The organism is Paracoccus sulfuroxidans, assembly GCF_007830335.1.
In the GTDB taxonomy this organism is placed as follows: domain Bacteria; phylum Pseudomonadota; class Alphaproteobacteria; order Rhodobacterales; family Rhodobacteraceae; genus Paracoccus; species Paracoccus sulfuroxidans.
This window is the reverse complement of the sequence record NZ_VLKU01000014.1, coordinates 46,380-71,312: the sequence shown is the minus strand read 5'-3', so window position 1 is coordinate 71,312 and position 24,933 is coordinate 46,380. Positions and strand designations below refer to the sequence as shown.

Below are 24,933 nucleotides of genomic sequence, written 5' to 3'. Positions count from 1 at the left end.
TGTTTCTGGGCGGTGCGTCCGCCGGTGATTCCTTCTGGAATATTCAGATTTCGCCGCAGATCAAGATTTTACCGAATCTTTACAGCGGTTCGATGTCGCCCTGTGCTCTCATGGCCTCAAACTCGGCCACGAAGGCATCCAGATGCCCTTCGGCGATTGCCGCGCGCAGACCTGCCATCAATTCCTGGAAGTAATGCAGGTTGTGCCAGGTCAGCAGCATGCCCGAGATCATCTCTCCGGCGCGGAAGACATGGTGCAGATAGGCGCGCGAATAGCCGGTGCAGGCCGGGCAGGTGCAATGTTCGTCCAAGGGGCGCGGGTCATCGGCGTGGCGCGCGTTCTTGATGTTGACCTGACCGCGCCGCGTCCAGGCCTGTCCCGTCCGCCCCGAGCGCGAGGGCAGCACGCAATCCATCATGTCGACGCCACGCACAACCGCGCCCACGATGTCATCGGGCTTGCCCACGCCCATCAGATAGCGCGGCTTGTCTTCGGGCAAATACCCGGGCGCATAGTCGAGGACGCCGAACATCGCCTCTTGCCCCTCGCCCACGGCCAGACCGCCGATGGCATAGCCCTCAAAACCGATGGCCTTCAGCGCCTCGGCCGATTCCTCGCGCAACTCAGGCGTGACGCCGCCCTGCATGATGCCGAACAGCGCGTGCCCCGGCCGGTCGCCAAAGGCATCGCGCGAACGCTGCGCCCACCGCATGGACATGCGCATGGACTGCGCCACTTCGGCCTCGGTCGCGGGCAGCGCCGGGCATTCGTCGAAACACATCACGATGTCCGAGCCAAGCTGGCGTTGGATCTGCATGCTGGTCTCGGGCGACAGGAAATGCTTCGAGCCGTCGACATGGCTTGAGAAGGTCACGCCCTCTTCGGTCAGCTTGCGCAGGCTCGAAAGGCTCATCACCTGAAACCCGCCCGAGTCGGTCAGGATCGGCCGCTCCCAGTTCATGAAGCGATGCAGGCCCCCTAGCCGCTCGACCCGTTCGGCACCGGGGCGCAGCATCAGGTGATAGGTGTTGCCCAGCAGGATATCCGCCCCCGTCGCGCGGACGGATTCGGGCATCATCGCCTTGACGGTCGCGGCAGTGCCGACCGGCATGAAGGCGGGGGTGCGGATATCGCCGCGCGGGGTCGAGATGACGCCGGTGCGGGCGCGGCCATCGGTCGCCGAAACCTGGAATGAGAATCTGTCGGTCATGCCCCGGCACATAGTCAATGCCGTAGCCAATGCAAAGCCCCGCCTAGCCGCCCGCCAGCCGCAAAAGCCGTGCCCGCCCGGGTGGGATCGTCCGGATCTCGAGCCCGGTGAAGACATGCAGCGTGTTCAGGTGCCGGTCGACCACCGCATGATCGCTGACCCAGCCGCCCATCATCAGATAGGTGCGCAACAGCGGCGGCAGCTCGGCCATGGCACGTTTGGGGTCGGGCTTGCGCAGACGCAGCGCGCGCGCGAAACGAAAGACCTGCGGCGCCTTGACCCGAGGCAGCCAGCGTTTCGGTGCCAGATGACGCTCGCGCAGCATGGCGAAAGCGTCCTCATAGCCGACCGTATCGGTGCCCATGAAGCTTGAGCAGCCAAACAGCATCTCGACCCGTTCCTCATCGACATGGCTGGCCAGCGCGCCCCAGGCAAGGCGCAGGATATCGGGGTCGTGCCATTCGGGATGAATACAGAAGCGCCCGATCTCCAGCATGCGGCCGGTGAAGCCGTTGAGCCGCGACAGATCGTAATAGCGCGCTGAATAGCTGCGCCCGATCTCGGCCCCGCCCGACAGCATCATCATGCGGAAACAGGCGACCAGCTGACCCGATGCGATCTCATGGATCAGCACATGCAGGCAGGACTGATCGTAATCGTCGATGTCCAGCGCATCATCCATCTGCGCCGCGCCCATCTGCGTGCTGCAAAAGCACAGCCAGCGCAGGCGCTGCGCGGCCCGGATCTCGGCGTCGGTGGTGGCAATGCCGATTCGATACCGGCCTTTGCACAGAATCTTCATGACACCTCGGCGCGATCTCAGAACATGCAAAGCAGGTCGATCGCGAACCCACTTGCTCCTCGATACCCTGAACCTATCTTGTAACAGCAGCATGAGAGGATTGAAGAGCGAAGATGTCTGAAAAGATCATCAAGAGCGATGCCGAATGGCGCGCCGAGCTGGACCCCGAGACCTATCGCGTCACCCGGCAGGCCGGAACCGAGCGCCCCTTCTCGCATCAGGGCTTCCCCGAGGGGCCGGGCCATTACGTCTGCGTCTGTTGCGGCGCACGGCTGTTTGACGGTGATATGAAGTTCGAAAGCCATTGCGGCTGGCCCAGCTTTTCGCGCGCGGGCGGCGCGATCGACGAACATCACGACAGCAGCCACGGCATGATCCGGACCGAGGTCAGATGCCAACAATGTGACGCCCATCTGGGCCATGTCTTCCCCGACGGGCCGCCTCCGACGGGATTGCGCTACTGCATCAACGGCGTCGCCTTGCGATTCGTGCCGGACGCCGAATGACGCCGCTTCTTCCGCCCGAGGGCTGGTATTCGCTGCCAGCGGGCCCCGAGAATTCGATCACCGACGTGCCGGGCGTGGCCGTGGGCCAGGTCACCGTGAATCGGGGCCAGACGATCAGTGGCGTGACCGCCGTCCTGCCGCATGGCGGCGATCTTTACCGCGACCCGGTGCCTGCCGGGGCGGCGATCCTGAACGGCTTTGGCAAAAGCCTTGGGCTGGTGCAGCTGATGGAGCTGGGAGAGATCTCGACCCCGATCCTGCTGAGCAACACGTTCGCCGTGCCGGTCTGCGCCAATGCGCTGATCCGCGCCGCCTGCCTGGCCAATCCGCGAATCGGCAACGCGCTGCCCACGGTGAACCCGCTGGTGCTGGAATGTAACGACGGCGGGGTGAACTGCATCGAAGGGCTGGGCCTGACCGAGGATGACGCCAACGCCGCACTGGCCGCCGCACTGCCCCAACCGCCCCAGCAGGGCACCGTCGGCGCTGGTCAGGGCATGCGCAGCTTCGGCCTGTCGGGCGGGATCGGCACGGCCTCACGCCGGGTTGAGGGCTGGGCGCTGGGCACGCTGGTGCTGTCGAACTTCGGCAAGGCCGGAGAGTTGCGCGTCTTTGGCCAGCGCATCCTGCCCGCCGCTGCTGCAACGCCTGCCGAAAAAGGCTCGATCATCATTCTTTATGCGACGGATGCGCCGCTCGATGCCCGCCAGCTGACCCGGATCGCGCGGCGGGCGGCGGCGGGGCTGGGGCGGCTTGGCAGCTATCTCGGGCATGGCAGCGGCGATATCGCCGTGGCGTTTTCGACCGCGCGGCCCGGTCAGGGGCAGGCCTTGCTGCCGGATGATCGGCTTGATCCGTTCTTTCTGGCCGCCGTGGAAACGCTGGAGCAGGCCGTGCTGAACGCGCTTTGGCACGCCCGGCCGATGCCCACCCGCGACGGGCAGGCTGGCCGCGTGCTGGCCGAGATCTATCAGTCGCCCAGCAGTTCGCCCGCCTGAACCCGGCCGATATTGCCCAAAAGCTGGCGCAGCAGGCCCGAGCTGCGCACGCCACCATCGGTCACCCGACGCGACAGCGCGACGACCCGGCCGTGCTCAAGCCCGAAACGCTCGACATTGCTGACGGTGCCGTTTTCGGTGAACGAGACAGCCACGACCTGCCGTTCGATCTCGCGCGGCTCGCGCGCGCCGAAATACTCCCAGCGGGAGCCAACATAGTACCAGGCCGCACCCGTCAGCACCCCCGCAGCCGATGGACGGCCGACCAGCCCCTCAAGGTCGCTTTGGTTGGTGCGCCCGACCTCGATCAGCGACAGCTGCTCTTCGGGGGGGATGTAGCCGTGGTTGCGATAGGTCGCCGTGCAGGCGGCCGCAAACAAGGGCAACGTCAGGGCAAAGCCCACCACCAGCCGCCGAGAAATCGTCATATTGCCGTCCTGCCCCGTTATGCGCCTGTTGACGCTGCGGCTCAGGCTTAGCAAACTCGGCTCTCACGCTCAAGAATATCCAGACAAGGGGCGGCCTTGCCCGCCAACGGTTTTCATATGTCCCAATCCGAAACCAGCCAGCCGCGCCTGCGGGTCGCCCATCTGAACCCGAACAAACCCACGGGTTTCACGCTGCGCCCCGGCGCGGATGACCGCGCGGCGCTGGCGGCAGAATTCGGCCTGCTGGAACTGCCCAGACTGGTGTTCCAGGGCCAGATCAGCGCCTCTGGCAGCGACAGCTGGGATCTGCGGGGCGATTTGCAGGCCGAGGTCGTGCAGCCCTGCATCGTGACGCTGCAGCCCGTCCGCACCAAAATCGATGAGCCGGTGCACCGCCGCTTTTCCCCCCATGTCGCCCAGCCCGAGGGCGAAGAGGTCGAGATGCCGGACGATGAGCTGGAGCCGCTTGGCCAGTTCATCGACCTCGCGCATGTCATGGCCGAGGAGCTGGCGCTGTCCCTGCCCCTCTATCCCCGCGCCGAGGGCGTCGAGCTGGACGATTCGCCCGAACCCGAGGCCGAGACCCGCCGCCCCTTCGCCGGTCTGGCCGAGATGATGAAGCGCAAGACCTGACGCGATCCGCGCGCGGCGCCCTCAGGCGCTGCGTTGCGAATGCTCCCAATCGCCCGAGCGGTCCGGCCCCAGGTTCAGCGGTGCCAGCATCCCCTGCCCCAGAATATGATCGGCGGCCTTCTCGCCGGTCATGATCGAGGGCGCGTTCAGGTTCCCGTTGGTGATGCGCGGAAAGATCGAGCTGTCGGCCACCCGCAGCCCCTCGACCCCGATCACGCGAAGCTCGGGATCGACGACCGCCATCGGGTCGGACGCCGCCCCCATCCGCGCCGTGCCGCAAGGGTGGAAGGCCGATTCCGCATGCTCGCGGATGAAGGCGTCGATCTGCGCATCCGTTTCGATGCCTTCGCCCGGCTGGATCTCCCAGCCCTTGTACTCAGTGAAGGCGGGCTGCGCGAAAATTTCGCGCGTCAGGCGGACGCAGGCGCGGAACTCCGCCCAGTCGTCGGGATGCGACATATAGTTGAAGCGGATCTCGGGCGCCTCGCGCGGATCGGCCGATTTCAGCCGCACCGAACCGCGCGATTTCGACCGCATCGGCCCGACATGAACCTGAAAACCATGCCCCTCGGCGGCGGCCTTTCCGTCATAGCGCACGGCCAGCGGCAGGAAATGGTACTGGATGTCCGGATAAGGCACCCCTGCGGACGAACGGATAAACCCGCAGCTCTCGAACTGGTTCGAGGCCCCAAGGCCCGTGCCGGTCGCCATCCATTGCGCCCCGATCGAGCCTTTGCCCCACAGGTTCCAATGCTTGTAAAGCGTCACCGGCTGGGTGGCGGTGTATTGCATATAGATCTCAAGATGATCCTGCAGGTTCGCCCCTACACCCGGCCGGTCGACCAGAGGCTCGATGCCATGCGCGCGCAGATGATCCTCCGGGCCGATCCCCGACAGCATCAGCAGCTTCGGCGTGTTGATCGAACTCGCCGACAGGATCACCTCGACCCCGGCCCGCAGCACCGAAACCCCGCGAGTGTTGTAAACCTCGACGCCGACCGCACGCCCATCCTCGAAGACGACCCGATGCGCCAGACCCTTTCTCAACCGCAAGAGCCCGGTCTGCTGGGCGGGACGCAGATAGGCATTCGCCGCCGACCAGCGCCGCCCCTCCCAAATCGTCGCCTCCATCGCGCCAAAACCTTCCTGACGCGCGCCGTTGTAATCCTCGGTCATCCCATAGCCAGCCTCGCGCCCGGCCCGGATGAAGGCGTTGAACAGGGGGTTCTTCCGCATCCCCCGCGTCACATGCAGCGGCCCTTCGGTGCCGCGATAGTCGCTGACCGCCCCGTGCGAGGTCTCCATGCGCTTGAAATAGGGCAATACGCTCGCGTAGCCCCAGCCCTGCGCACCACTTTCCTCCCAATGGTCATAATCGCAGGCATGCCCGCGCACATAGACCATCCCGTTGATCGAGGATGACCCGCCAATCACCTTCCCCCGCGGCGTCACCAGACGCCGGTCGGCCAGATTGGGTTCGGGCTCGGTCGAAAACCCCCAGTCATAGCGGCGCATGTTCATCGGATAGCTCAACGCCGCAGGCATTTGAATGAAGGGCCCGATGTCCGAGCCCCCAAACTCGATCAGATCAACCCGCTTCCCGGCCTTCACCAGCCGATAGGCCAGCGCACAGCCCGCCGATCCCGCACCCACAATGACGTAATCCGCGATCATGCCCATCCCCCCAAGGCTCCGTGTTTCTCCGTTGCCCAAATACCCAAACCGGCCAGACCGCCGACCCGACCTCGCATCTCAGTAAGGCGCATCGACGCCTCCCATCCCGACATAGACGGATTTCACCTGCGAATAATGCTCGATCGCCGCGGCCGAGTTCTCACGCCCCACACCCGACAGCTTCACGCCTCCGAAGGGCGCTTCGACCGGCGTCAGGTTATAGGCGTTGATCCAGGTGGTGCCCGCCTGCAGCGCAGCGGCGACCCGATGCCCCCGCGCCAGATCGCGGGTGAAAACCCCCGCCGCCAGCCCATAGGGCGTGGCATTGGCGCGCCGGATTGCTTCATCTTCGCTCGCGAATCCCAGCACCGTCATCACTGGCCCGAAGATCTCCTCGCGGGCGATCTGCATGCCGTCCTCGGCATCGGCAAAGACGGTCGGAGGCACGAAGGCCCCCTCGCCCGGACCGCCACAGACCAGCCGCGCGCCCTCGGCCAGCCCCGAGGCGATGGCGGCGCGGATCTTCCCTGCCTGCACCGGGTTGATGATCGGCCCGTGCTGGGTCTCCTCATCCATCGGATCGCCCATACGCACCCGCCCCACGCGCTCGGCCAGCCGCGCCAGAAACGCCTCGCGGATGCCGTCTTGCACGAAGACGCGCGTGCCGTTCGAACATATCTGCCCGGTCGAATAGAAATTCGCGAGCATGGCCGCGCTGACGGCGTCCTCAAGATCGGCGTCGTCAAAGATGACCAGCGGCGACTTGCCGCCCAGCTCCATCGTCACATGACGCATGCCCTCGGCCGCCGCCGCATAGACCCGCTGCCCGGTCGCGACCGAGCCGGTCAGCGACACCTTGGCCACGCGCGGATCGGTCACCAGCGCCGCGCCCACCGCGCCGCGCCCCTGCACCACGTTGAAGATGCCCGCAGGCAGCCCCGCCTCGGTCAGGATCGCGGCCAGTTGCAGCGCCCCCAGCGGGGTCTCTTCGGACGGTTTGAAGACCATCGCATTGCCCATGACCAGCGCAGGCGCGGCCTTCCAGCAGGCGATCTGGCTGGGATAGTTCCAGGCCCCGATGCCCGCGCAAACCCCCAGAGGTTCACGAATCGTATAGACGAAATCGCCGCCCAGCGGGATCGCCTGCCCGGTCAGCGTGGCGGCCAGCCCGCCGAAATACTCCAGCGCATCCGCGCCCGAGGGCCAGTCGGCCACGCGCGTTTCCTGCAGCGGCTTGCCGGTGTCCAGCGTCTCAAGCCGGGCCAGTTCCTCGGCGCGCTCGCGGATGATCTGAGCCGCGCGCAGCAAGACCCGGCCCCGCTCGACGGGACGCAAGGCGGCCCAGGCGGGTTGCGCGGCTTCGGCCACCGCCGTCGCCTCGGCCACCTGCGCCACCGAGGCCTCATGCAGTTCGGCAATCACCTCGCCGGTGAAGGGATAGCGCACGGGCAGCGCATCGCCCTGCCCTTCGACAAAGGCGCCATTGATGTAAAGGCTGGCCGCAGGCTGGGCGATCAGGGTCATTTCAGGCAGTTCTCCAGATAATCTTCGACCAGTCGGACGGCGGCCTGGGCATCGGCCTCATCGGCCAGCGCCGCGCGCAGATAGACGCCGTCGATCAGCGCGCCCAGGGTGCGGGCCATCCCCTCGGCCTTGGGGCCAACAAGCTGGCGCAGCGCGACCAGCAGGTTTGAGCGCAGGCGGCGGTGATAAACGCGCAACAGCCGCGCCGCCTCGGGTTCGATCAGCGCCAGCGCATAGAAGTTCAGCCAGGCCGCGATGGTCTCTCGCTCGAAGTTCGGGCGCGCGAAACTGGCGCTGATGATGCCGTCCAGCCGCGCACGCGGCGTCTCAGCCCCGGCCAGCGCGCTGCGAATCGCCGTGCTGTAATTCGACAGGATGTGCCGCATCGCCGCCAGAAAGATCTGGTGCTTCGAGCCGAAGTAATGATGCGCCAGCGCCGAGGACATTCCCGCCTCGCGCGCGATCTGCGCCACCGTCACATCCAGCGTCCCCGCCCGGCCGATCGAGGTGATCGCGGCGTTGATTAATGCGGCTTTTCGGATAGGCTCCGCGCCTATCTTGGGCATGACGCATCCTCCAGTTTGGGTCGGCTCAAATAATTCGGGGCGGTCTTTCAAATTGATTGACTCGCCAATCAATAAAATACTTTGATTGACTCGACAGTCAACAACGGGAGAAGAAAGATGACAGATCGTCGCACCGGCCCCCTTCTTGCACTGGGCCTTGCCGCAGCCACCCTCAGCGCGGGAACTGCGGTCGCGGCTGAACCCGACAGCTGCAAGAAGGTGATCTTCTCGGATGTGGGCTGGACCGATATCAGCGCGACGACGGCTCTGGCCTCGGCCGTGCTTCAGGCGCTTGGCTATGAGCCCGAGACGAAGATCCTGTCGCTTCCCGTGACCTATACCGCGATGGCCAAGGATGACGTCGACATCTTCCTGGGCAACTGGATGCCCACCCAGGAAAACGACATCAAGCCCTACCGCGATTCGGGCACGGTCGAGGTGCTGCGCACCAACCTGACCGGCGCCAAATACACGCTGGCCACGAACCAGGCGGGCGCGGATCTGGGCATCACCGATTACGCCAATCTGGCCGAGCATCAGAAGGATCTGGACGGCAAGATCTATGCCATCGAACCGGGCAATGACGGCAACCGCCTGATCCTCGACATGGTGGCCGAGAACAAGCACGGCACCGGCACGTTCGAGGTCGTCGAAAGCTCGGAACAGGGGATGCTGGCGCAGGTCGCGCGTGCCGACAGCGCAGGCCAGCCCGTCGTCTTTCTGGGCTGGGCACCGCATCCGATGAACGAGCAGTTCAAGATCACCTATCTCAGCGGTGGCGATGACATTTTCGGGCCGGATTTCGGTGGCGCGCGCGTCGATACCAACGTCCGCGCGGGCTATGCGACGGATTGCCCGAACGTGGGCAAGTTCCTGCAGAACCTCGAATTCACCCTGCCCATGGAAAACGAGGTCATGGGCAAGATCCTGAACGACGGCGACGATCCGGCCACGGCCGCATCGAAATGGCTGAAGGACAACCCGGATGCCGCCAAACCCTGGATCGCCGGGGTCACCGCCTTCGACGGCAGCGACGCTCAAGCCGCGCTGGACGGGGCGCTGAACGGATGATCCGTCGTCACCGGCCCATCCTGCTTGCGCTGGCCCTTGCGGCCACGCTGGCCAATGCCGGGCCGGTGGCGGCCAATCAGGTCGATCTGCCCGATCAGGCGGGATGGGACGCCACGCGCCGAATGGCGGTGACGCCCGACGGCGTGCACCTGACCTATCTTGAGCTTGGGCAGGAACCGGGGATGGAGAAGGGCGCGCCCATCATCCTGATCCACGGCTATACCGACAACAGCCGCAGCTGGTCTCTGCTGGCCCCGACGCTGCGGCAAGAGATGCCGGACCGCCGCATCATCGCCGTCGATCTGCGCGGTCATGGCAGTTCGGACGCGCCGGGCTGTTGCTATGGGCCCGACAGTCTGGCCAGCGACGTCGCGGGGCTGATGCAGGCGCTGCAGATCTCGCAGGCGGATGTCGTCGGGCATTCGCTGGGCTCGATGACGGCGGCCTATCTGGCCGCCACCCGCCCCGCCAGCGTCCGCAGGCTGGTGCTGCTGAGCAGCGCCACCCACCTGCCCGCGTCCTCGCGCGACTGGCTGTGGCAGAAGGTCCCGGACCTCGCCCAGCCCATCGACCCCGACGGCGCCTTCATGAAAGAATGGTTCGCCAACCCCACCCCCGTCGCCGAGGATTTCCTGAAACGAGAGCGTGCGGATGCCGCCGCCGTGCCTCTGCATGTCTGGAACGGTGTCCTGCAAACGCTAAGCGCATGGGACTGGGCCCCGCTGGCCCCGCGCATTCAGGCGCGCACGATGATCGCATGGGGCGATCAGGACACGCTTTTCGACGCGAAGGCCCAGACGGTCTTGCAGGCGGCTTTGCCTGCGGCGCAGTATGTGCAGTTCGATGGACTCGGTCACAACTTCTTCTGGGAACAGCCGGAAAAGGTAGGAAAAACCATCTCCGGGTTTCTGACGGAAGCGCCGTCCCCCTAGTGCGAGGCAATCTTGTCCGCAGCGATCCAACGCCTTCTGAGGCAGAAAGAAAGGACGCATGGAACAACTGACCAAGCTACTGACCGAAACCAAGATCCCGGTCGGCAAAACCGCCAAACAGGTCTTTGACTGGTTGAACGTGCATGCCGGTTTCATCTTCAACGCCATCGCTGACGCGCTGAATGCGATGATCAACGGCATTCTGGCGGTGCTGGAATATCCCCATCCGCTGATCTTCATCCTGATCACGATGGTCATCGCCTGGGTGCTGCAGCGAAGCTGGAAAACCTGCCTGCTGGTCTGCCTTGGCTTTCTGTTCGTGCTCAATCAGGGCTATTGGACGCCGACCATGCAGTCGCTGACGCTGATTCTGGCCGCCTGCCTTGTCTGCATGCTGGTGGGCGTGCCCATCGGCATCGCCGCGGCGCACCGCCCCCGGCTTTACGCCTGGATGCGGCCGGTGCTGGACCTGATGCAGACGCTGCCAACCTTCGTCTATCTGATCCCGGCCATCGTCTTTTTCGGCGTCGGCATGGTGCCCGGCCTGATCGCCACGGTGATCTTCGTGCTGCCCGCGCCCATCCGCCTGACCCATCTGGGCATCAGCAGCACCCCCCGCACGCTGGTCGAGGCCGCGACCGCCTTTGGCGCCACGCCCCGCCAGCTTCTGTGGAAGGTCGAGCTGCCCAGTGCCATGCCCCAGATCATGGCGGGCATGACCCAGACCATCATGCTGTCGCTCTCGATGGTGGTCATCGCGGCGCTGGTCGGCGCGGCCGGTCTTGGCGTTCCCGTCGTCCGCGCACTCAACAGCGTCAACACCTCGGTGGGCTTTGAAAGCGGCATGGTCATCGTGGTCGTCGCCATCATGCTGGACCGCGTGCTGCGGCTGAGGAAATCCGATGACTGACAGAAACGCGGTTGAATTCGACAAGGTGAACATCGTCTTCGGCGGCGCCCCCGAAACGGCGCTTCCGATGATGGACAAGGGCATGGAGCGGGCCGCGATCAAGGCCGAAACCGGGCAGATTCTGGGCGTGCATGAATGCTCGTTGACCGTCCGCGAGGGCGAGATTCTGGTGCTGATGGGCCTGTCCGGTTCGGGCAAATCGACGCTTCTGCGCGCGGTGAACGGCCTCAACCCCGTCTGCCGGGGCGAGGTGCGGATCCGCGACGGCGAGAAGATGATCTCGGTCACCAAAGCCTCGCAGCCCGATCTTCGCCGCCTGCGCCGTCACCGCGTCGCCATGGTCTTTCAGCAATTCGGCCTGCTGCCCTGGCGTACGGTGCGCGACAACGTGGCCCTGGGGCTGGAGCTTGCGGGCCTGCAGAAGGACGAAATCCGCACGCGCGTCGATGCACAGCTTCAGACCGTCGGGCTGGCCGACTGGGCCGACCGCAAGGTGGGCGATCTGTCAGGCGGCATGCAGCAGCGCGTGGGTCTGGCCCGCGCCTTCGCCACGCAGGCCCCGATCCTGCTGATGGACGAGCCCTTCTCGGCGCTGGACCCGCTGATCCGCACGCGCCTGCAGGATGAGCTGCTGGAGCTGCAGGCCAAGACGCAGCGCACCATCATCTTCGTCAGCCACGACCTCGACGAGGCCTTCCGTCTTGGCAACCGCGTTGCCCTGATGGAGGGCGGGCGCATCGTTCAGATCGGCACCGCGCGCGAGATCATCGCCAATCCGATCAACGATTACGTGCAGGATTTCGTTGCGCATATGAACCCGCTCAGCGTCCTGACGGCCGAGGATCTTGCCGAACAGGGCGAGGCTTTCGGCCCGCCCCTGCCCCGCGACATGCCCGTGCGCGAGGTCATGCGCACCTTCGGCGCCACCGATGCCGAGGCCCTGCCGCTGACCGGCGGCGGTCGCATCACCCGCAGCGGGATCATGGCGCGGCTCAGCGGCCCCACGGGCTAAGCCAGCCGCGCGTCACGCTTCGCGCGGCACATCGGCAGGCGGGGTGATCGCGCCCCGCCGCAGCCGCGCCTCGCGCCAGGTGATATAGCTGATCGCCCCGATCATCAGCGCACCGCCAACCAGCACCCAGATGTCCATCGGCTCGTGAAAGACCAGCGCGCCCAGCAGGCTGGCCCAGATCAGCTGCAGAAAGACCACCGGCTGCGTCACCGTCAGCGGTGCGGCGGTGAAAGCCCGCGTCATGGCGTAATGCCCCAGCGTGGCAAATGCGGCAGTTGAGCACAGCACCAGCACCTGCGTCAGGTTCGGCGGCACCCAGACCGCCGCCGCAACCGGTGCAAGGCCGACGCTGACGACCAGCGACATCATCGCCACCACGACGGCGGCGGGCACCTCTTCCGACAGGCGCTTCGCGACCAGATAGGAGGTGCCGAAAATGATCGAGGCCGCGATCTGCGACAGATGCCCCGGCTCCAGCGTGCGCAGCCCGGGACGCAGCACGATCATCGCCCCCAGCAGGGCCACGACGATCGCCAGCGTGCGGCGCCAGGACAGCCGCTCGCCCATCAGCAGCGCCGCGCCCAGCGTTACCACGATGGGGTTCAGGTAACCGATGGCCGTCACCTCGGCCACGGTGATATTGGCCATGGCATAGAACCACAGGATCACCGCGACGATGTGCAGGCCGCCGCGCAGCACGAAAAGCCCCCAGATCCGCCGTGAAAATCCCGCCTTCAGCGCCGGCAACAGCACGGGCAGCAGGAACGCCAGCCCGAAGATGAAGCGCAGGAAGGCCCCTTCGGCCGCGGGCAGCGAGGTCCCGACCCATCGCACCGTTCCGTTGACCCCGACAAAGGACAGGCCCGCCAGCAGCATCCAGCCGATGCCGATCAGATCGCCCCGGCTGCGCGAGACGGTAGGTGTCGAGGTCAAGGTCATTCTTCTTGCTTTGCCGTTTGCGCAAGATTGGCAATCTCAGCCCGCGAAGACCAGACCCAATGCTATGCTCCACATGATCAATCCGACCAGAACGTCCAGCAGCCGCCAGGCGACCGGGCGGGCAAACAGCGGCGCCAGCAGCCGTGCGCCATAGCCCAGCGTCAGGAAGAACAGAAACGAGCCCGTCATCGCGCCCATCGCGAAGGCCCGCTTGTCCTCCCACGCGGCCGAGACCGAGCCCAGCAGCACCACCGTATCCAGCCAGACATGCGGGTTCAGCCAGGTCAGCGCCGCCAGCGTCATCAACGTCGCCGCCAGCCCCGGAGAAGCCTTCCCCCGCGCCTCCAGCGTCTCACCGCCCCGCCAAGCGGCCAGGAACGAGCGCGCGCCATAGACCAGCAGAAACAGCGCCCCGCCCCACCGCATCACCACCAGAAACCAGGGCGCTCGCGCCGCCAGCGTTCCAGCCCCCGCCACGCCCGCCGCGATCAGAAGCCCATCCGAGATCGCACAGAACAGGCACACCGCCAGCACATACTGCCTGAGCAGCCCCTGCTTCAGCACGAAGGCATTCTGCGCCCCAATGGCGACGATCAGCGAAAGTCCGGTGCCCAGACCGGCCAGATAGGCATGCATCAAAGGCCCTCCTTTGGACGCCTTCCTCTTGCCTCACGCGTCACCTTCAATCAAATTAATTATAGTAACTGCAATGAAGCAAAACTAATGCTCGACTATCCGGCCCTCGCCGCCCTTGCCCAGATCATCCGACGCGGCTCCTTCGATGCAGCGGCGGCGGCGCTTGGCGTCACGCCCTCGGCGGTCTCGCAACGCATCAAATCGCTCGAAGAGCGGCTGGGTCAGGTCCTGATCCACCGCGGCCCACCCGCGACGGGCACCGAGACCGGCCTGCAATTGCTGCGCCATTACGATCAGGTGACCTTGCTGGAACAGGGACTGGCGCAGAAGCTGCGCCCCGATGACGGCCCCCCCGCCCTGCGCATCGCGGTGAACGCCGACAGCCTCGCAACATGGTTTCCCCCGGCAATGCAGGCGCTGCCCGTCCTCTATGATCTGGTGATCGACGATCAGGATCACGCACGGGAATGGCTGCGCAAGGGTCAGGTCTCGGCGGCCATCACCTCCGACCCCTCGCCGGTCGCAGGTTGCGACGCGTTCCATCTGGGTGCCATGCGCTACCGCGCGCTCGCCACGCCCACCTTCATCGCCCGCCACTTCCCGAATGGCATCGATACCGACAGCCTCTCCCGCGCCCCTGCCGTCATCTTCAACGCCAAGGACGCGCTGCAATCCCGCTGGGCAGAACTCGCGACAGGACGAAAGCTGCACCTCCACGGCCACCTCATCCCGGCCTCCGAGCCTTTCGCCCATGCCGTCCGCCTCGGCCTCGGCTGGGGCATGATACCCGAAGCGATGGCCCCGGCCGAAGACGCCACCCTCACCCCGCTCAATCCCGACCTCCCGCTCGACGTCCCCCTCTACTGGCACGTCCAGCGCGCCATGGCCCCAACCCTCTCCCCCTTGACGGCCGAGACACGAAAAAGGGCCGCAGACGCGCTGCGACCCTGATTTCTCTGTTGTCCAAATACCCCCGCCGGAGGCACCGGCCTCACAATTGCGCGGCCACGTCCTCGGGGATATCGAAATTGCCCGTCACGTTCTGAACGTCGTCATCATCCTCAAGCACGTCGATCAGCTTCATCAGCTTCTGCGCGGTCTCAAGGTCGATCAGCGTCGGCGCCTGCGGTTTCCAGATCAGCTTGGCATGCTCGGATTCGCCCAGCGAGGCCTCCAGCGCCGCGTTCACCTCGGCGAGGTTGGTGTCACCGGTATAGATCCAGTGCCCTTCCTCGTCGCTTTCGACGTCGTCGGCTCCGGCCTCCAGCGCGGCCATCATCACCGTGTCGGCGTCACCGACCTCGGCCTTGTACATGATCTCGCCCTTGCGATCGAACATGAAGTTCACGCTGCCGGTCTGGCCCAGATCGCCGCCATGCTTGGTAAAATACGACCGCACGTTCGACGCGGTGCGATTGCGGTTGTCCGTCATCGCCTCGACGATGATCGCAATACCATTGGGGCCATAGCCCTCATAGCGGATCTCGTCATAGTTCTCGGCATCGCCGCCGATCGCCTTCTTGATCGCGCGGTCGATCACATCCTTCGGAACCGAGCTGGACTTGGCCTCCTTGACGGCCAGCCGCAGACGCGGGTTCTTTTCGGGATCGGGGTCGCCCATCTTTGCGGCAACCGTGATTTCTTTCGCCAGTTTCGAGAACAGCTTCGACCGGATGGCGTCCTGACGCCCCTTCCGGTGCTGGATGTTCGCCCATTTGGAATGGCCTGCCATTGGTTTTTCAGGTCCTGTGTTTTCTCTCGCGGGCGTTTTTAGTCAGGCACGGCCCGCGCTGCAAGGGTTCTGGCGGTCTGCACCTCCGAGAGGACGTAAAGGCGCAAGGCCGTGGCCAGCCCAACCTCGGGCGGGCGCTGGTGATCGACCAGTGAAATCACCGAGGCCAGCGTCGCGCCGCTGTGGCGCGCGATATGGCGCAATTCGATCCAGAAGGCCTCTTCCAGACTGACCGAGGTGCGGTGCCCGTCGATGGTCACCGACCGCTTGATCGGGGGTGTCATGACCGGATGATCAACCATCGTCGCGCCGGTGGGCGTCAAGTTTCCTTGCCGCCGATTCCGCCTCTGTCAGATCGGCCAGTTTCTGTGCCTTGCTGCGGCCGTATTTCGCCGCGTTTTCGTCGCCCTGACGGCGTGCGCTTGCACGGGCCAGTTCTTTGCGGACCTGCCGCAGATTGATTACCTTAGTCACATTACGACCACGACCAGTTCAACTACGCCGAAAATATCGGCCACTCAGTTAAAACGCACATATTAGACATTAAATGTTCTGTCTCTGATCCTATTGGCCGCAATCCGCCCGTTCCGCTTGAATTTCTTGCCCGGATTAAAACAGACGGTTGAAAAACCTTTCTTGATCCTTGGGTTAGATCATCGCGACTGGCAAGTGCAAAAGCAAGCGGAAGGATTGAGGTCGCAATATGAACAGTGCTTCCGCATCTCTGCGGAAGCACTTTATCCTATACCCGAATCACCTTGCGGCGATATGGAAATCAATCCGGGTTTCAGTCCTCGGGGCCGACCATCTGCTCGGGCCGGACAACGCGGTCAAAGGTCTCGCCATCGACGAAGCCAAGCGCAATCGCCTCTTCGCGAAGGGTCGTGCCGTTCTTATGCGCGGTCTTGGCGACCTTGGTGGCATTGTCATAGCCGATGGTCGGCGCCAGCGCCGTCACCAGCATCAGCGATTCCTTCATCAGCTTGTCGATGCGCGGCAGGTTCGCCTGCGTGCCCACCACCATATTGTCGGTGAACGAGCTCGCCGCGTCGCCCAGAAGCTGCATCGACTGCAGCACGTTATAGGACATCATCGGGTTATAGACGTTCAGCTCGAAATGCCCCTGCGAGCCGGCAAAGCCGATGGCCGCGTCATTGCCCATGACATGGGCACAGACCATGGTCAGCGCCTCGGCCTGCGTCGGGTTGACCTTGCCCGGCATGATCGACGAGCCAGGCTCGTTCTCCGGCAGGATCAGCTCGCCCAGACCCGAGCGCGGGCCCGAGCCCAGCAGACGCATGTCATTGGCGATCTTGAACAGCGACCCGGCCACGGTTTTCAGCGCACCCGAGAAGAAGACCATCGCATCATGCGCGGCCAGCGCTTCGAATTTGTTCGGCGCGGTCACGAAGGGCAGATCGGTGATCTTGGCGATCTCGGCCGCGATGGCGGTGTCCCAGCCCTTCTTGGTGTTCAGGCCGGTGCCGACGGCGGTGCCGCCCTGCGCCAGCTCATAGATGTCACCCAGCGCCAGCTTAACGCGCTCGATCCCCTTGGCGACCTGATGCGCATAGCCGCCGAATTCCTGACCCAGGGTCAGGGGCGTCGCGTCCTGGGTATGGGTGCGGCCGATCTTGATGATATCTTTGAACTCTTCCGACTTCGCGACCAGCGCCTTGTGCAGCTTTTCAAGGCCCGGGATCAGCACGTCACGCGCCTGCATGGCGATGGCCACGTGCATGGCGGTCGGGAAGGTGTCGTTCGAGGATTGGCCCATGTTCACATGGTCATTCGGGTGCACCGGCTTTTTCGAGCCCAGCTCACCGCCCAGAATCTCGATGGCGCGGTTCGAGATGACCTCGTTGGCGTTCATGTTCGACTGCGTGCCCGAGCCGGTCTGCCAGACCACCAGCGGGAAGTTGTCGTCAAACTTGCCCGCAACCACCTCTTTCGCGGCTTCGACCATGGCCTTGCCCAGCTTGGCGTCAAGATTGCCGGTCGCCATGTTCACCTCGGCGGCGGCCTGCTTGATCACGCCCAGCGCGCGGATGATCGGAACCGGCTGCTTTTCCCAGCCGATGGGGAAGTTCTGGATCGAGCGCTGCGTCTGCGCGCCCCAATACTTCTCGCCGGGGACTTCCAGCGGGCCGAAGCTGTCGGTTTCGGTACGTGTGGTTTTGGTCATGACAGTTTCCCTCACGGTTTCGCGTGGGGTTCTAAGCCGCCCACCGGGGATTCGCAATCTGTATGCAAAGGTATGCAGACGTCGGGGCTATTTGCGCCACTTGTCGAGGCTGACGACCTCGGCCCCGCCCTTCGGCGCGTCGCCCTGCGGAGGATCGGGGGTATCGTCGTCCTCGTCCTCCTCGGTCTCGTCCTCGTCGTCATCCTCGTTCTGGGTCTCGAAGCGCAGGCCGAATTCGACCGAGGGATCAACGAAGGTGCGCAGGGCGTCGAAGGGGATGTACAGCGGCTCGGGCGAGTTGCCGAAGTTCAGGGTGATGTTGAACCCTTCGGGCGAGATCTCGAGGTTATCGAACCAGTGCTGGATGACGATGGTCATCTCTTCGGGATAGCGCTCGCGCAGCCAGTCGGCCATTTCCACGTCGGGATCGCGGGTATCGAAGGTGATGAAGAAGTGGTGCTCTCCGGGCAGGCCTTCCGAGGCCACTGCCCTCAGGACGTCGGCGATCAGCCCCTGCATGGCCCGGTGCATCATTCCACCGTAATCGATTCCGCGTGCCATGGCCTTCCTCTCTGTCATTTGAGGGTCAGCATAGGCAATTGGGTCCCGATGAAAAGCCCCGCCGCGCATGTCCCGGGACAAAGCGCCAGGGCCACTGGCGGTGGGCCGCTCAATTCTGGGTTGCCACCGGTTCGATCACTGTGGTCAGGCTGACGCGCGGCTGCCAGTTCGCGGTCACGCGCAGCAGCGACTGGCCGTCGGGCCCCAGCGCGAGGAAGCTGACAACCTGCTGATTTCCCTGCCTCACGCTTTCCGGAGGCTGGAAACTCGCCCCCGCCTTGCGCAGCATCGTATCGACCAGAGGCGATTTCAGCTCGGTCACCGCATCCAGCCGCGGCTGGTGCAATGTGCCGATCAACAGCGCCAGCCCGCGCGCGTCATCGCCTTCGCTGGCGCAGCCGTCCAGCACCTGAAGCGCCGCATCGGGCTGTGAGGCCACGACCCATTTCCCCGAGATCCGCGCCACGACCTTGGCCGCATCCGCGCCCTTGATCCGCTGATCCAGCGCGTCGAACAACTCGCATGCGTTGAGCCCCGGAAACGCGATCGGCGACACCTGCAACGACCCAGAGGGGATGCCGGTCACCTCTTGAATGCTGGCCTTGTCACCGCTGGTCAGCTCTGCCGCCATTGCCATTCCTGCCATCCCCAAGCCTACCCCGATCACGCGCAACAACATCTTTCGGCGCACCTCAGTGATTGTCCAGATTGTTCGGGTCATCATCCGAGGTCTTCTCCGGCGCCGATGCCTCGCCATCGTTGTCGAAATTACTCATGTCGCTGACGCTGTCGACGGTCGCATCATCGGGATCCATCCCCATCAGCCCCGCCATAAACTCCAGGATCTTCTTCTGGTCGTCGCTGCCGTCGTCGCGCATGGCTTCGCCGATATTGCCATAGCTGCCCGAGGTGCTCTCGGTCAGGTAATAGGCGCGGTCATAGGCTTCGCGGGCCGAAGGCGGTGTAGGGGGGTACTAACTTTGCGACAAAGCCCCTGCCCTGCCGGAAACCTCTAAGGGCGTTGAGATTGCAAAGGAAATCGGCCTTCCACCCAGATCAGGCGTGCCGCCAGAAATGCGGAGGAAGGCGCGAAAACGCGGTGAAACTGTTCGGAAACCCCGCATGAAGCCGTCAAATTGACCGCACACGCCGATCATTTGGCAGCATCTTGATAACATTTGATAAAATAACAGATGAAGGGGCTGATGCGGGGCGCACTGCGTGCTGCAACCGTCCAAGATAGTGCAGACAACGCCCCTATGTTTCCGAAATCGGCTTCGGAAACTGATGTGCCAGTTCGGAAACCTCAAAACCCCAGCAAACTTCCACATTCCAAGCTGCCAGCAGCATCCGATGGATGATGAGGTTTCCGAACTGAGCCTCTGTCAGTTTTCGTTATCGCGCTGCGATCCTAACAGGCAGGCAGCGGCCAGTTGGAAATCAGAAGCTCAGCACGATCACCAGATGACCGGTGGCGCTGAGTGCTGATGGTGTAGGTCGTGCGCACATGATCCATCTCAAAAGATGCGAAGGTCTCCCGCACTTCCGGCAGGTCATTCAGGGAAAGGATAAACCTGCCCTTGATGCTGGTCATCAGCTGCGCCAACCATGATGGCCGCTGCGCGCGACTGGTGGATGAGAAACAGGGAGTTCGTGAAGGATGGTGTCGGGACCCTGTTGTTCATGGGGGCGCTGATCTTCGCAGTCTTGCTTCTGAATGGCCTAGCCGTCCCGACCCAGCACTAATCAACGAGCATCGCGCGCCGAATGCGCGGGCCGCCTACTGAATTACAGGCATCTTCTCACATGAATATTCTTGAGCTTCCGCTCACCTCGATCGAGGTGGGCAACGACCGCGCACGCGATCTCGACCCCGCATGGGTCGATGGTCTGGTGGGATCCATCCAGCTGCAAGGGCTGATGCAACCCATCGTCGTCCGCCCCCATGGCGACGGCTACCGCCTTGTCGCGGGTCTTCACCGCCTCCATGCGTTTCAATCGCTGGGCCGCGACACCATCCCCGCCACCCTGGCAGAGGCGGACACCGATGACGGTGCCAAGCTGGCTGAGGTCAGCCCCTTGGCCCTGAGCGAGGCGTTGCTGGCTCGGCTGACCGCACTGGAACAGGCCAATGGCGGGCTGTCCGAATCGCTGGGCGGGCTGACGCAAAGCCTCGCCTCGGCCGCAGCGGCCATTGGCGCGCAAGCGGAGGCTATCATCGCCCTGACCGCGCGCGTGGATCAGCTCGAGGCCAACATGCCGCAGGTGCAGGCCTTCGACACCACGGCCGAGGCCACCGCCTTCAGCAATGCCCGCCCCGGCAACATCGGCTTCAGCCGCGAGGTGTGACATGGCCGTCGTCAATCTCAAACTCACCCGCCGCGCCCTGCTTGCCGGGGCCGCCTATACGACCCTGTTCCTGGGCGGCGCGGCCGAGGCGCTTGGACCCGGGGCAACGCCGCCCGGTGCCATCACCGTCAGCTCCCGCATTCTCAACACCGGCCACTCGCTGGTCGACGCGATCTTCTCGGGCGCGGATGACCGCCGCCAGACGCTGACCAGCTATCACCCCGACGGGGCGCGGAACTGGCGCAAATGGACGATCCCCGGCTCCTCGCTGGGGCAAAGGTGGCTGGCCCGGTTCGGGGCCAATAATGAACAGTACCCCGATCCGATGCCCGCGCCGTTCGACCCGCTCGACGAATACAGCCCGGTTCTGCCCGGCCGCGACATGGACGCCTTCGACGCGCTTCTGATCACCGAGGGCGGGCCATATTCGGTCCCGCTCAATGCCGATGGCTTCAACCATGGCTGGAACACCAGCAACGCAAACTTTGCGCTCTGGCGCGAGCTGGCGGGCGACAAGCCGATCTACTTCTGGACGATCTGGCCCTCGACCATGGTCGAGACGCAGCCCGCCGACGATCCGACCTGGCGGCTGGACGCAACCGACAGGACCGATATCCCGCCCTTCCTGGCCTTCCTCGATCGCTATGAGAAAACGGCCGAACAATGGTGCAGCCACAACGGCCAGCAGGTCGCCAAGATCATCCCCGGCCACCGGCTCTACTGGGAGCTTTACTGCCGGTTCAACGATTATGACGGGCGGCCGCAGTTGCCGGGCGATTGGGCGGTGTCGGCAACCCCATGTGGGTCGAGGGATACATCGGCCCGAGGGGCACTCGGACCCGGTTCCTGAACCTTGATGACCCCTACCCTTGGCTGCAGGGCTTCCAGCCGAAGGGCGAGAGGGCGCTTCCGACCACCCGGCTGGGGGTCAACGTGTGGTGGAATGACAACGCGCTCGAGGTCACCGCAGGCAACTTCACCATCCACGGCGGGCTGGCCTATCTGTCAGTGCCCGATGACCTGACCCGCATGCGCCTGATGAAGCATCTTCTGGGGGTGGTGCCGTGACCGGCGGCAGCCTATTGACAGTAAGCGTGGGTGTCCGCTTTGCGGGACGAAGCGGTCACTCTGTGTTCAGATGATCCAATACGAAAGCAACGCGTTCTTCGACTGACACTCTGGGAAGCTCAACAAGCTGGTAACCGAAACGGACGTAAGTATCAGACATGACTTGGCCGGTTGCTTCGGCTTCCTCTTGGTCCTGCTTGCGTTCGGCGTCCTGCTCGAAAATGGCTTCCCAATATGGCGCGATGAAAACCTTCCTGTTGTAGCGATAGGCCTCCGCAGCAGCCGCCACATAGGTGGGAACCGGAAGGCCACATAGCGTCAGATAGCCGACGACATCGGGAACTCCCCTGTCCATAAAAACCGGCCTTTCCAACGCCGAAGCTTCATGCCACGACCGCAACTCCCATCCGAGCATGAGTTCGGCAAACATGGTTCTGTCTGCCCAAGGCAAGGCGGTTCCGCCAATCTGGACTTGATCGCGAATGATCGCTCGCCCGGCCTCGGGCATAGACGCAAATCCCCTGCCGTGCAGGGCGTCGATCAGTGTGCTCTTGCCGGAACCGGGTCCACCGGTCACGACAAACATATGGTCACGCACGTGCCATCCTCGTTTTTAGAATAAGGGAGAGAACGCGCATACATTCGACCATGCAGGTCCTTCTTGATGCGCGCTGCTATAGCGCTAGCATCATCTGAGAACGTCAGCAATGGGCTCTTCGCGTCTCAAGTCGACCTAGCCAAGGAGCCGATGAAGCCATCCGTCAGCACGTTAGGAAATCCGAGAGGCGCCCCAATCCTGACAGGGACGAAAAAATTTCCGTCGCAAAGCTAGTGCACTTTTGTCGCAAAGCTAGCGACCCGCAACAGGCGGCTCCCCGTTCTCAGCCTTATATCCCACATACCACGCACGGTATTCGTCCATGAAATAGCTGTAGGACTGTTCGTTACCGCCCGGCGTGATCGTGTGGTTGATCTCATGGGCCAGCGTATTGGCCACGACATGCACCGCATCCTGATCACCTGCATCAATCTTGCCCGGCCCTGCTGGCACCAGATCGCTGTTGAGGTTGATGTATTTTTCCTTCCACCACCACATCCCGCTTTCGCCGGCCTCGCCATAGGTAGTTCCGGTTTCTGACTCGATGCCCCTCCAGTCAATCTTGACGTCATCGCTGCCCAGAACGCGGTCCATGGTGTTTTCACGCACCTTGTTCGCATTCGGCGTCGTGTCACTGAGGTTGAAGGCGACCATCTTGGCCGAGCGCTGCTGATCCTCGGCAGACTGCTGTGCGAACCAGGCGCGGTCACCCAGGCGGCCGAAACCCTCGATCACCTTGGTTTCGGGATAATTCTTGATCTGCTCAAGCATCGCAATCCGCTCGGTCTTCCCGGGCGGGTAGGCGAAGGTGGAGGTGGTCAACAGCTCCTCATAGGCTTCAAGCTCATCGGGTTTGTCCTTCAGCGTCGCTCGAACCTCTTCGTCGAGCTTCTGCTCCTCAGGCGAACTCATCGCCGGATCGGGAGGCACCGGAGCCGGCCCGGGCGACGGGCTGGGGGGTGCCGTTGGTGCATTCGTCGGCGGGGGTGCAGGCGTGGCACCGGTCGTCGGCGCCGAGGTTGGTCCGGGCGTGCTCTCGTCCGGGGCGGGGGCCGCTTTTTGCGGTACCACGACCTTCGGCACATCCGCAGAAACACTGTAGTCACGACGATAGGGGGTAACTGCGTTGACACTCATGACGGGAACCCGCGCTTCGAAACAAGGAAAGCTGGGCAATAGTGCCCGCCCGAACCTTTGATCGTAAACGGTTTTGCAGATCGCTCGGCAAGGACCCGCGCAGTTTCAACCGCAAGCGCAGCGGCTTGCCTGCAGGTATCGCAATGAGAGGGGAAGGAAATGGCGCGGTTGACGGGGCTCGAACCCGCGACCCCCGGCGTGACAGGCCGGTACTCTAACCAACTGAGCTACAACCGCGCATCATTCCGTGGCGACTAGGTGGTGGTGGCGCGGTTGACGGGGCTCGAACCCGCGACCCCCGGCGTGACAGGCCGGTACTCTAACCAACTGAGCTACAACCGCGCAGACCACCTCTGGATCGCCTCCAGAGTGCGGCGGGTTTACGCATAGCAATGGGACCCGTCAAGGCCGTTCCGGAAGAAAAGTGAAGGGGCGCACATCGGCGCCCCCTTTTCGTCATGTTTCCTGCATGAAAGCGGGAATTTCTACTTGCGGACCGTGGCTTCGTTGAAATCGGGAAGGGCCTGCAGCTCTTCCTTGGTGAAGTTGGTCGCATAGAAGGAATCATTGCCGATGGTGACCAGATGGATCGCGTCCCGGCCCAGCAGCACCTTTTTCGCGCCAATCCCCAGGAACCCGCCGATATCGGCGATATAGCCCACGGTGTTTTCCGAATCATCCAGCACGATATCGCTGATCCGGGCGATGTCCTGCCATTCGGCGGGACGCTCGGTCAGCTGCGGATCGGTCCATTCGGTGGTCGAGGGCTGGTTCGTGGTCCAGACATGACGGCTGGTGATCCATGAGCTGAGAACGCCCGGCTCCTCCGCCGAGATCGCCGGAGCCTTCACGTCTGGCGGGGCCACCTTCTCGACAGCCTTCTCGGCGGCGGCGAGGGATTCGGCGGCCGCCTTCTCGGCGTCATCTGCGGCCTGCGAGGCAGCGGCAGTGGCACTGTCAGCCGCGTCGCTCGCGGCCTCTGCCGCAGCATCGGCGGCATTGCCCGCTTCGGTGGCGGCATCGGTCGCAACCTCATCCGCCGTCTTGGCTGCCTCGGTTGCGGCCTTGTCGGCAGCCTTCGCGGCATCGCTGGCCGCAGCCTCGGCTGCGGTCGCCGCGTCGCTGGCGGCATCCCCTGCCGCCTTGGTCGCGTCCGTCACGGCTTCATCAGCGGCTTTCACAGCCTCACCAACCGCCTTTTCGGCCTCTTTTGCGGCCTCTTTCGCCGCATCAACGGCGTTGTCGGCAGCAGTCTCGGCGGCGCTGGCAGCCGGATCCGGCGTGACCGCAGGCGTCGTCGTCGTCGCGTCGCTTTGGGCAAAACCGGCACCCGTCAGGGCAAGCGACGCCACGGTCGCCAGCAGAATGGATTTCATGAACACGATCCTCCAGATCTCGTTAAACGCAAATGGCCTTGAGCCATGTCTGAATGCCAAACGCGGCCCTTACCCAGGCGTTCCAA

General features: G+C 64.0%; 30 protein-coding genes and 2 tRNA genes. 11 read left to right on the top strand and 21 right to left on the bottom strand.

Features of this window, described 5'->3' with window-relative positions; all coding sequences use genetic code 11:
* Positions 1-79: 79 nt before the first annotated feature.
* Both tgt and IQ24_RS18220 read right to left on the bottom strand, forming a co-directional pair.
* Positions 80-1,210: a tRNA guanosine(34) transglycosylase Tgt gene (tgt, locus tag IQ24_RS18225; protein ID WP_145399712.1), complete on the bottom strand. Its 1,131-nt coding sequence runs from the start codon at positions 1,208-1,210 to the stop codon at positions 80-82.
* 43 nt (positions 1,211-1,253) lie between these two features.
* Positions 1,254-2,012, bottom strand: coding sequence for a GNAT family N-acetyltransferase (locus IQ24_RS18220; protein ID WP_145399711.1), 759 nt, complete (start codon positions 2,010-2,012; stop codon positions 1,254-1,256).
* A 113-nt stretch (positions 2,013-2,125) separates the two neighbouring features.
* Between IQ24_RS18220 and msrB the strand changes: the two genes are divergently transcribed.
* Positions 2,126-2,518, top strand: a complete 393-nt coding sequence (gene msrB, locus IQ24_RS18215) for a peptide-methionine (R)-S-oxide reductase MsrB (protein WP_145399710.1) — start codon at positions 2,126-2,128, stop codon at positions 2,516-2,518.
* On the top strand, positions 2,515-3,516 hold the full coding sequence (locus IQ24_RS18210; RefSeq protein WP_145399709.1) for a P1 family peptidase: 1,002 nt from the start codon (positions 2,515-2,517) through the stop codon (positions 3,514-3,516). The genes msrB and IQ24_RS18210 overlap by 4 nt, the downstream gene beginning before the upstream one ends.
* On the opposite strand, the gene IQ24_RS18205 is transcribed toward IQ24_RS18210, so the two are convergent.
* Positions 3,489-3,944, bottom strand: coding sequence for an outer membrane protein assembly factor BamE (locus IQ24_RS18205; RefSeq protein ID WP_145399708.1), 456 nt, complete (start codon positions 3,942-3,944; stop codon positions 3,489-3,491). The two genes, IQ24_RS18210 and IQ24_RS18205, sit on opposite strands and share 28 nt — an antisense overlap.
* Before the next feature lie 117 nt (positions 3,945-4,061).
* Here IQ24_RS18205 and IQ24_RS18200 point away from each other — a divergent pair, with 117 nt between their 5' ends.
* Positions 4,062-4,577 carry a YceD family protein gene (locus IQ24_RS18200; protein ID WP_145399707.1) on the top strand — a complete coding sequence of 172 codons (516 nt, stop codon included), beginning with the start codon at positions 4,062-4,064 and terminating at the stop codon, positions 4,575-4,577.
* A 21-nt stretch (positions 4,578-4,598) separates the two neighbouring features.
* Here the strand turns inward: IQ24_RS18200 and betA are convergent, their stop codons facing one another.
* From betA to betI, 3 genes are all read right to left on the bottom strand, one after another.
* Positions 4,599-6,251, bottom strand: a complete 1,653-nt coding sequence (betA, locus tag IQ24_RS18195; RefSeq protein WP_145399741.1) for a choline dehydrogenase — start codon at positions 6,249-6,251, stop codon at positions 4,599-4,601.
* 78 nt (positions 6,252-6,329) lie between these two features.
* Positions 6,330-7,769 carry a betaine-aldehyde dehydrogenase gene (gene betB / locus IQ24_RS18190; protein WP_199756638.1) on the bottom strand — a complete coding sequence of 480 codons (1,440 nt, stop codon included), beginning with the start codon at positions 7,767-7,769 and terminating at the stop codon, positions 6,330-6,332.
* Positions 7,770-7,771: 2 nt separating this feature from the next.
* Positions 7,772-8,341, bottom strand: a complete 570-nt coding sequence (betI, locus tag IQ24_RS18185; RefSeq protein WP_145399705.1) for a choline-binding transcriptional repressor BetI — start codon at positions 8,339-8,341, stop codon at positions 7,772-7,774.
* A gap of 117 nt (positions 8,342-8,458) precedes the next feature.
* On the opposite strand from betI, the gene choX reads away from it, so the two are divergent.
* The 4 genes from choX to choV are packed head-to-tail and all read left to right on the top strand — an operon-like array spanning position 8,459 to position 12,266.
* Entirely contained in the window at positions 8,459-9,412 is a 954-nt protein-coding gene (gene choX, locus IQ24_RS18180; RefSeq protein ID WP_145399704.1) for a choline ABC transporter substrate-binding protein, read from the top strand.
* Positions 9,409-10,344 carry an alpha/beta fold hydrolase gene (locus tag IQ24_RS18175; protein WP_158637567.1) on the top strand — a complete coding sequence of 312 codons (936 nt, stop codon included), beginning with the start codon at positions 9,409-9,411 and terminating at the stop codon, positions 10,342-10,344. The genes choX and IQ24_RS18175 overlap by 4 nt, the downstream gene beginning before the upstream one ends.
* Positions 10,345-10,402: 58 nt before the next feature.
* Positions 10,403-11,254 (top strand): choline ABC transporter permease subunit, encoded by an 852-nt coding sequence (gene choW / locus IQ24_RS18170; RefSeq protein ID WP_145399702.1) that lies wholly within the window; start codon positions 10,403-10,405, stop codon positions 11,252-11,254.
* Complete coding sequence (gene choV, locus IQ24_RS18165) at positions 11,247-12,266, top strand: choline ABC transporter ATP-binding protein (RefSeq protein WP_145399701.1); 1,020 nt, start codon at positions 11,247-11,249, stop codon at positions 12,264-12,266. The genes choW and choV overlap by 8 nt, the downstream gene beginning before the upstream one ends.
* A gap of 12 nt (positions 12,267-12,278) precedes the next feature.
* Here the strand turns inward: choV and IQ24_RS18160 are convergent, their stop codons facing one another.
* Positions 12,279-13,205: a DMT family transporter gene (locus tag IQ24_RS18160; protein ID WP_242008319.1), complete on the bottom strand. Its 927-nt coding sequence runs from the start codon at positions 13,203-13,205 to the stop codon at positions 12,279-12,281.
* Between the two features lie 36 nt (positions 13,206-13,241).
* Complete coding sequence (locus IQ24_RS18155) at positions 13,242-13,841, bottom strand: LysE/ArgO family amino acid transporter (protein WP_145399700.1); 600 nt, start codon at positions 13,839-13,841, stop codon at positions 13,242-13,244.
* Positions 13,842-13,928: 87 nt separating this feature from the next.
* Here IQ24_RS18155 and IQ24_RS18150 point away from each other — a divergent pair, with 87 nt between their 5' ends.
* Positions 13,929-14,792 (top strand): LysR family transcriptional regulator ArgP, encoded by an 864-nt coding sequence (locus tag IQ24_RS18150; protein ID WP_145399699.1) that lies wholly within the window; start codon positions 13,929-13,931, stop codon positions 14,790-14,792.
* A gap of 40 nt (positions 14,793-14,832) precedes the next feature.
* On the opposite strand, the gene IQ24_RS18145 is transcribed toward IQ24_RS18150, so the two are convergent.
* The 8 genes from IQ24_RS18145 to IQ24_RS18110 form a co-directional block, all read right to left on the bottom strand.
* Complete coding sequence (locus tag IQ24_RS18145) at positions 14,833-15,573, bottom strand: YebC/PmpR family DNA-binding transcriptional regulator (RefSeq protein ID WP_145399698.1); 741 nt, start codon at positions 15,571-15,573, stop codon at positions 14,833-14,835.
* 38 nt (positions 15,574-15,611) lie between these two features.
* On the bottom strand, positions 15,612-15,875 hold the full coding sequence (locus tag IQ24_RS18140) for a ribbon-helix-helix domain-containing protein (protein WP_145399697.1): 264 nt from the start codon (positions 15,873-15,875) through the stop codon (positions 15,612-15,614).
* Positions 15,868-16,047, bottom strand: coding sequence for a DUF4169 family protein (locus IQ24_RS18135; protein ID WP_145399696.1), 180 nt, complete (start codon positions 16,045-16,047; stop codon positions 15,868-15,870). Before IQ24_RS18135 ends, IQ24_RS18140 begins: the two co-directional genes overlap by 8 nt.
* Before the next feature lie 313 nt (positions 16,048-16,360).
* Positions 16,361-17,758 carry a class II fumarate hydratase gene (gene fumC, locus IQ24_RS18130; protein ID WP_145399695.1) on the bottom strand — a complete coding sequence of 466 codons (1,398 nt, stop codon included), beginning with the start codon at positions 17,756-17,758 and terminating at the stop codon, positions 16,361-16,363.
* Positions 17,759-17,845: 87 nt separating this feature from the next.
* Positions 17,846-18,319 (bottom strand): SspB family protein, encoded by a 474-nt coding sequence (locus tag IQ24_RS18125; RefSeq protein WP_145399694.1) that lies wholly within the window; start codon positions 18,317-18,319, stop codon positions 17,846-17,848.
* Positions 18,320-18,428: 109 nt separating this feature from the next.
* A complete protein-coding gene (locus IQ24_RS18120) occupies positions 18,429-18,950 on the bottom strand; it encodes a hypothetical protein (RefSeq protein WP_145399693.1) in 522 nt (173 codons plus the stop codon).
* 61 nt (positions 18,951-19,011) lie between these two features.
* A complete protein-coding gene (locus tag IQ24_RS18115; RefSeq protein ID WP_145399692.1) occupies positions 19,012-19,197 on the bottom strand; it encodes a hypothetical protein in 186 nt (61 codons plus the stop codon).
* 533 nt (positions 19,198-19,730) lie between these two features.
* Positions 19,731-19,913 (bottom strand): hypothetical protein, encoded by a 183-nt coding sequence (locus IQ24_RS18110; RefSeq protein ID WP_145399691.1) that lies wholly within the window; start codon positions 19,911-19,913, stop codon positions 19,731-19,733.
* Positions 19,914-20,125: 212 nt separating this feature from the next.
* Here IQ24_RS18110 and IQ24_RS18105 point away from each other — a divergent pair, with 212 nt between their 5' ends.
* Genes IQ24_RS18105 through IQ24_RS18095 form a run of 3 tightly spaced genes read left to right on the top strand, consistent with a single transcriptional unit; the run spans position 20,126 to position 21,736 of the window.
* A complete protein-coding gene (locus IQ24_RS18105) occupies positions 20,126-20,668 on the top strand; it encodes a ParB/RepB/Spo0J family partition protein (RefSeq protein WP_158637566.1) in 543 nt (180 codons plus the stop codon).
* Position 20,669: 1 nt separating this feature from the next.
* Positions 20,670-21,518 (top strand): hypothetical protein, encoded by an 849-nt coding sequence (locus tag IQ24_RS18100; RefSeq protein WP_145399689.1) that lies wholly within the window; start codon positions 20,670-20,672, stop codon positions 21,516-21,518.
* Positions 21,467-21,736, top strand: a complete 270-nt coding sequence (locus tag IQ24_RS18095) for a hypothetical protein (RefSeq protein ID WP_145399688.1) — start codon at positions 21,467-21,469, stop codon at positions 21,734-21,736. The genes IQ24_RS18100 and IQ24_RS18095 overlap by 52 nt, the downstream gene beginning before the upstream one ends.
* A gap of 55 nt (positions 21,737-21,791) precedes the next feature.
* On the opposite strand, the gene IQ24_RS18090 is transcribed toward IQ24_RS18095, so the two are convergent.
* From IQ24_RS18090 to IQ24_RS18070, 5 genes are all read right to left on the bottom strand, one after another.
* A complete protein-coding gene (locus IQ24_RS18090; RefSeq protein WP_145399687.1) occupies positions 21,792-22,334 on the bottom strand; it encodes an AAA family ATPase in 543 nt (180 codons plus the stop codon).
* A gap of 252 nt (positions 22,335-22,586) precedes the next feature.
* On the bottom strand, positions 22,587-23,471 hold the full coding sequence (locus tag IQ24_RS18085) for a hypothetical protein (protein ID WP_145399686.1): 885 nt from the start codon (positions 23,469-23,471) through the stop codon (positions 22,587-22,589).
* Between the two features lie 160 nt (positions 23,472-23,631).
* Positions 23,632-23,708 (bottom strand) — tRNA-Asp (locus IQ24_RS18080).
* Between the two features lie 28 nt (positions 23,709-23,736).
* Positions 23,737-23,813: transfer RNA gene (locus IQ24_RS18075), tRNA-Asp, on the bottom strand.
* A 143-nt stretch (positions 23,814-23,956) separates the two neighbouring features.
* Entirely contained in the window at positions 23,957-24,847 is an 891-nt protein-coding gene (locus IQ24_RS18070) for a PRC-barrel domain-containing protein (protein WP_145399685.1), read from the bottom strand.
* Between the last annotated feature and the right edge of the window lie 86 nt (positions 24,848-24,933).

Coding starts and splice junctions, on each gene's coding strand:
- choV (WP_145399701.1), top strand. CDS start 11,247: ATGACTGACAGAAACGCGGTTGAATTCGACAAGGTGAACATCGTCTTC.
- IQ24_RS18150 (WP_145399699.1), top strand. CDS start 13,929: ATGCTCGACTATCCGGCCCTCGCCGCCCTTGCCCAGATCATCCGACGC.
- IQ24_RS18100 (WP_145399689.1), top strand. CDS start 20,670: ATGGCCGTCGTCAATCTCAAACTCACCCGCCGCGCCCTGCTTGCCGGG.
- choW (WP_145399702.1), top strand. CDS start 10,403: ATGGAACAACTGACCAAGCTACTGACCGAAACCAAGATCCCGGTCGGC.
- IQ24_RS18070 (WP_145399685.1), bottom strand. CDS start 24,847: ATGAAATCCATTCTGCTGGCGACCGTGGCGTCGCTTGCCCTGACGGGT.
- tgt (WP_145399712.1), bottom strand. CDS start 1,210: ATGACCGACAGATTCTCATTCCAGGTTTCGGCGACCGATGGCCGCGCC.
- betI (WP_145399705.1), bottom strand. CDS start 8,341: ATGCCCAAGATAGGCGCGGAGCCTATCCGAAAAGCCGCATTAATCAAC.
- IQ24_RS18120 (WP_145399693.1), bottom strand. CDS start 18,950: ATGGCGGCAGAGCTGACCAGCGGTGACAAGGCCAGCATTCAAGAGGTG.
- IQ24_RS18145 (WP_145399698.1), bottom strand. CDS start 15,573: ATGGCAGGCCATTCCAAATGGGCGAACATCCAGCACCGGAAGGGGCGT.
- IQ24_RS18205 (WP_145399708.1), bottom strand. CDS start 3,944: ATGACGATTTCTCGGCGGCTGGTGGTGGGCTTTGCCCTGACGTTGCCC.
- IQ24_RS18125 (WP_145399694.1), bottom strand. CDS start 18,319: ATGGCACGCGGAATCGATTACGGTGGAATGATGCACCGGGCCATGCAG.
- IQ24_RS18110 (WP_145399691.1), bottom strand. CDS start 19,913: ATGACCAGCATCAAGGGCAGGTTTATCCTTTCCCTGAATGACCTGCCG.
- IQ24_RS18220 (WP_145399711.1), bottom strand. CDS start 2,012: ATGAAGATTCTGTGCAAAGGCCGGTATCGAATCGGCATTGCCACCACC.
- IQ24_RS18175 (WP_158637567.1), top strand. CDS start 9,409: ATGATCCGTCGTCACCGGCCCATCCTGCTTGCGCTGGCCCTTGCGGCC.
- IQ24_RS18095 (WP_145399688.1), top strand. CDS start 21,467: ATGTGGGTCGAGGGATACATCGGCCCGAGGGGCACTCGGACCCGGTTC.
- IQ24_RS18140 (WP_145399697.1), bottom strand. CDS start 15,875: ATGGTTGATCATCCGGTCATGACACCCCCGATCAAGCGGTCGGTGACC.
- IQ24_RS18085 (WP_145399686.1), bottom strand. CDS start 23,471: ATGAGTGTCAACGCAGTTACCCCCTATCGTCGTGACTACAGTGTTTCT.
- choX (WP_145399704.1), top strand. CDS start 8,459: ATGACAGATCGTCGCACCGGCCCCCTTCTTGCACTGGGCCTTGCCGCA.
- fumC (WP_145399695.1), bottom strand. CDS start 17,758: ATGACCAAAACCACACGTACCGAAACCGACAGCTTCGGCCCGCTGGAA.
- IQ24_RS18160 (WP_242008319.1), bottom strand. CDS start 13,205: ATGACCTTGACCTCGACACCTACCGTCTCGCGCAGCCGGGGCGATCTG.
- IQ24_RS18105 (WP_158637566.1), top strand. CDS start 20,126: ATGAATATTCTTGAGCTTCCGCTCACCTCGATCGAGGTGGGCAACGAC.
- IQ24_RS18115 (WP_145399692.1), bottom strand. CDS start 19,197: ATGCGCGACGACGGCAGCGACGACCAGAAGAAGATCCTGGAGTTTATG.
- IQ24_RS18210 (WP_145399709.1), top strand. CDS start 2,515: ATGACGCCGCTTCTTCCGCCCGAGGGCTGGTATTCGCTGCCAGCGGGC.
- IQ24_RS18155 (WP_145399700.1), bottom strand. CDS start 13,841: ATGCATGCCTATCTGGCCGGTCTGGGCACCGGACTTTCGCTGATCGTC.
- IQ24_RS18200 (WP_145399707.1), top strand. CDS start 4,062: ATGTCCCAATCCGAAACCAGCCAGCCGCGCCTGCGGGTCGCCCATCTG.
- msrB (WP_145399710.1), top strand. CDS start 2,126: ATGTCTGAAAAGATCATCAAGAGCGATGCCGAATGGCGCGCCGAGCTG.
- betA (WP_145399741.1), bottom strand. CDS start 6,251: ATGATCGCGGATTACGTCATTGTGGGTGCGGGATCGGCGGGCTGTGCG.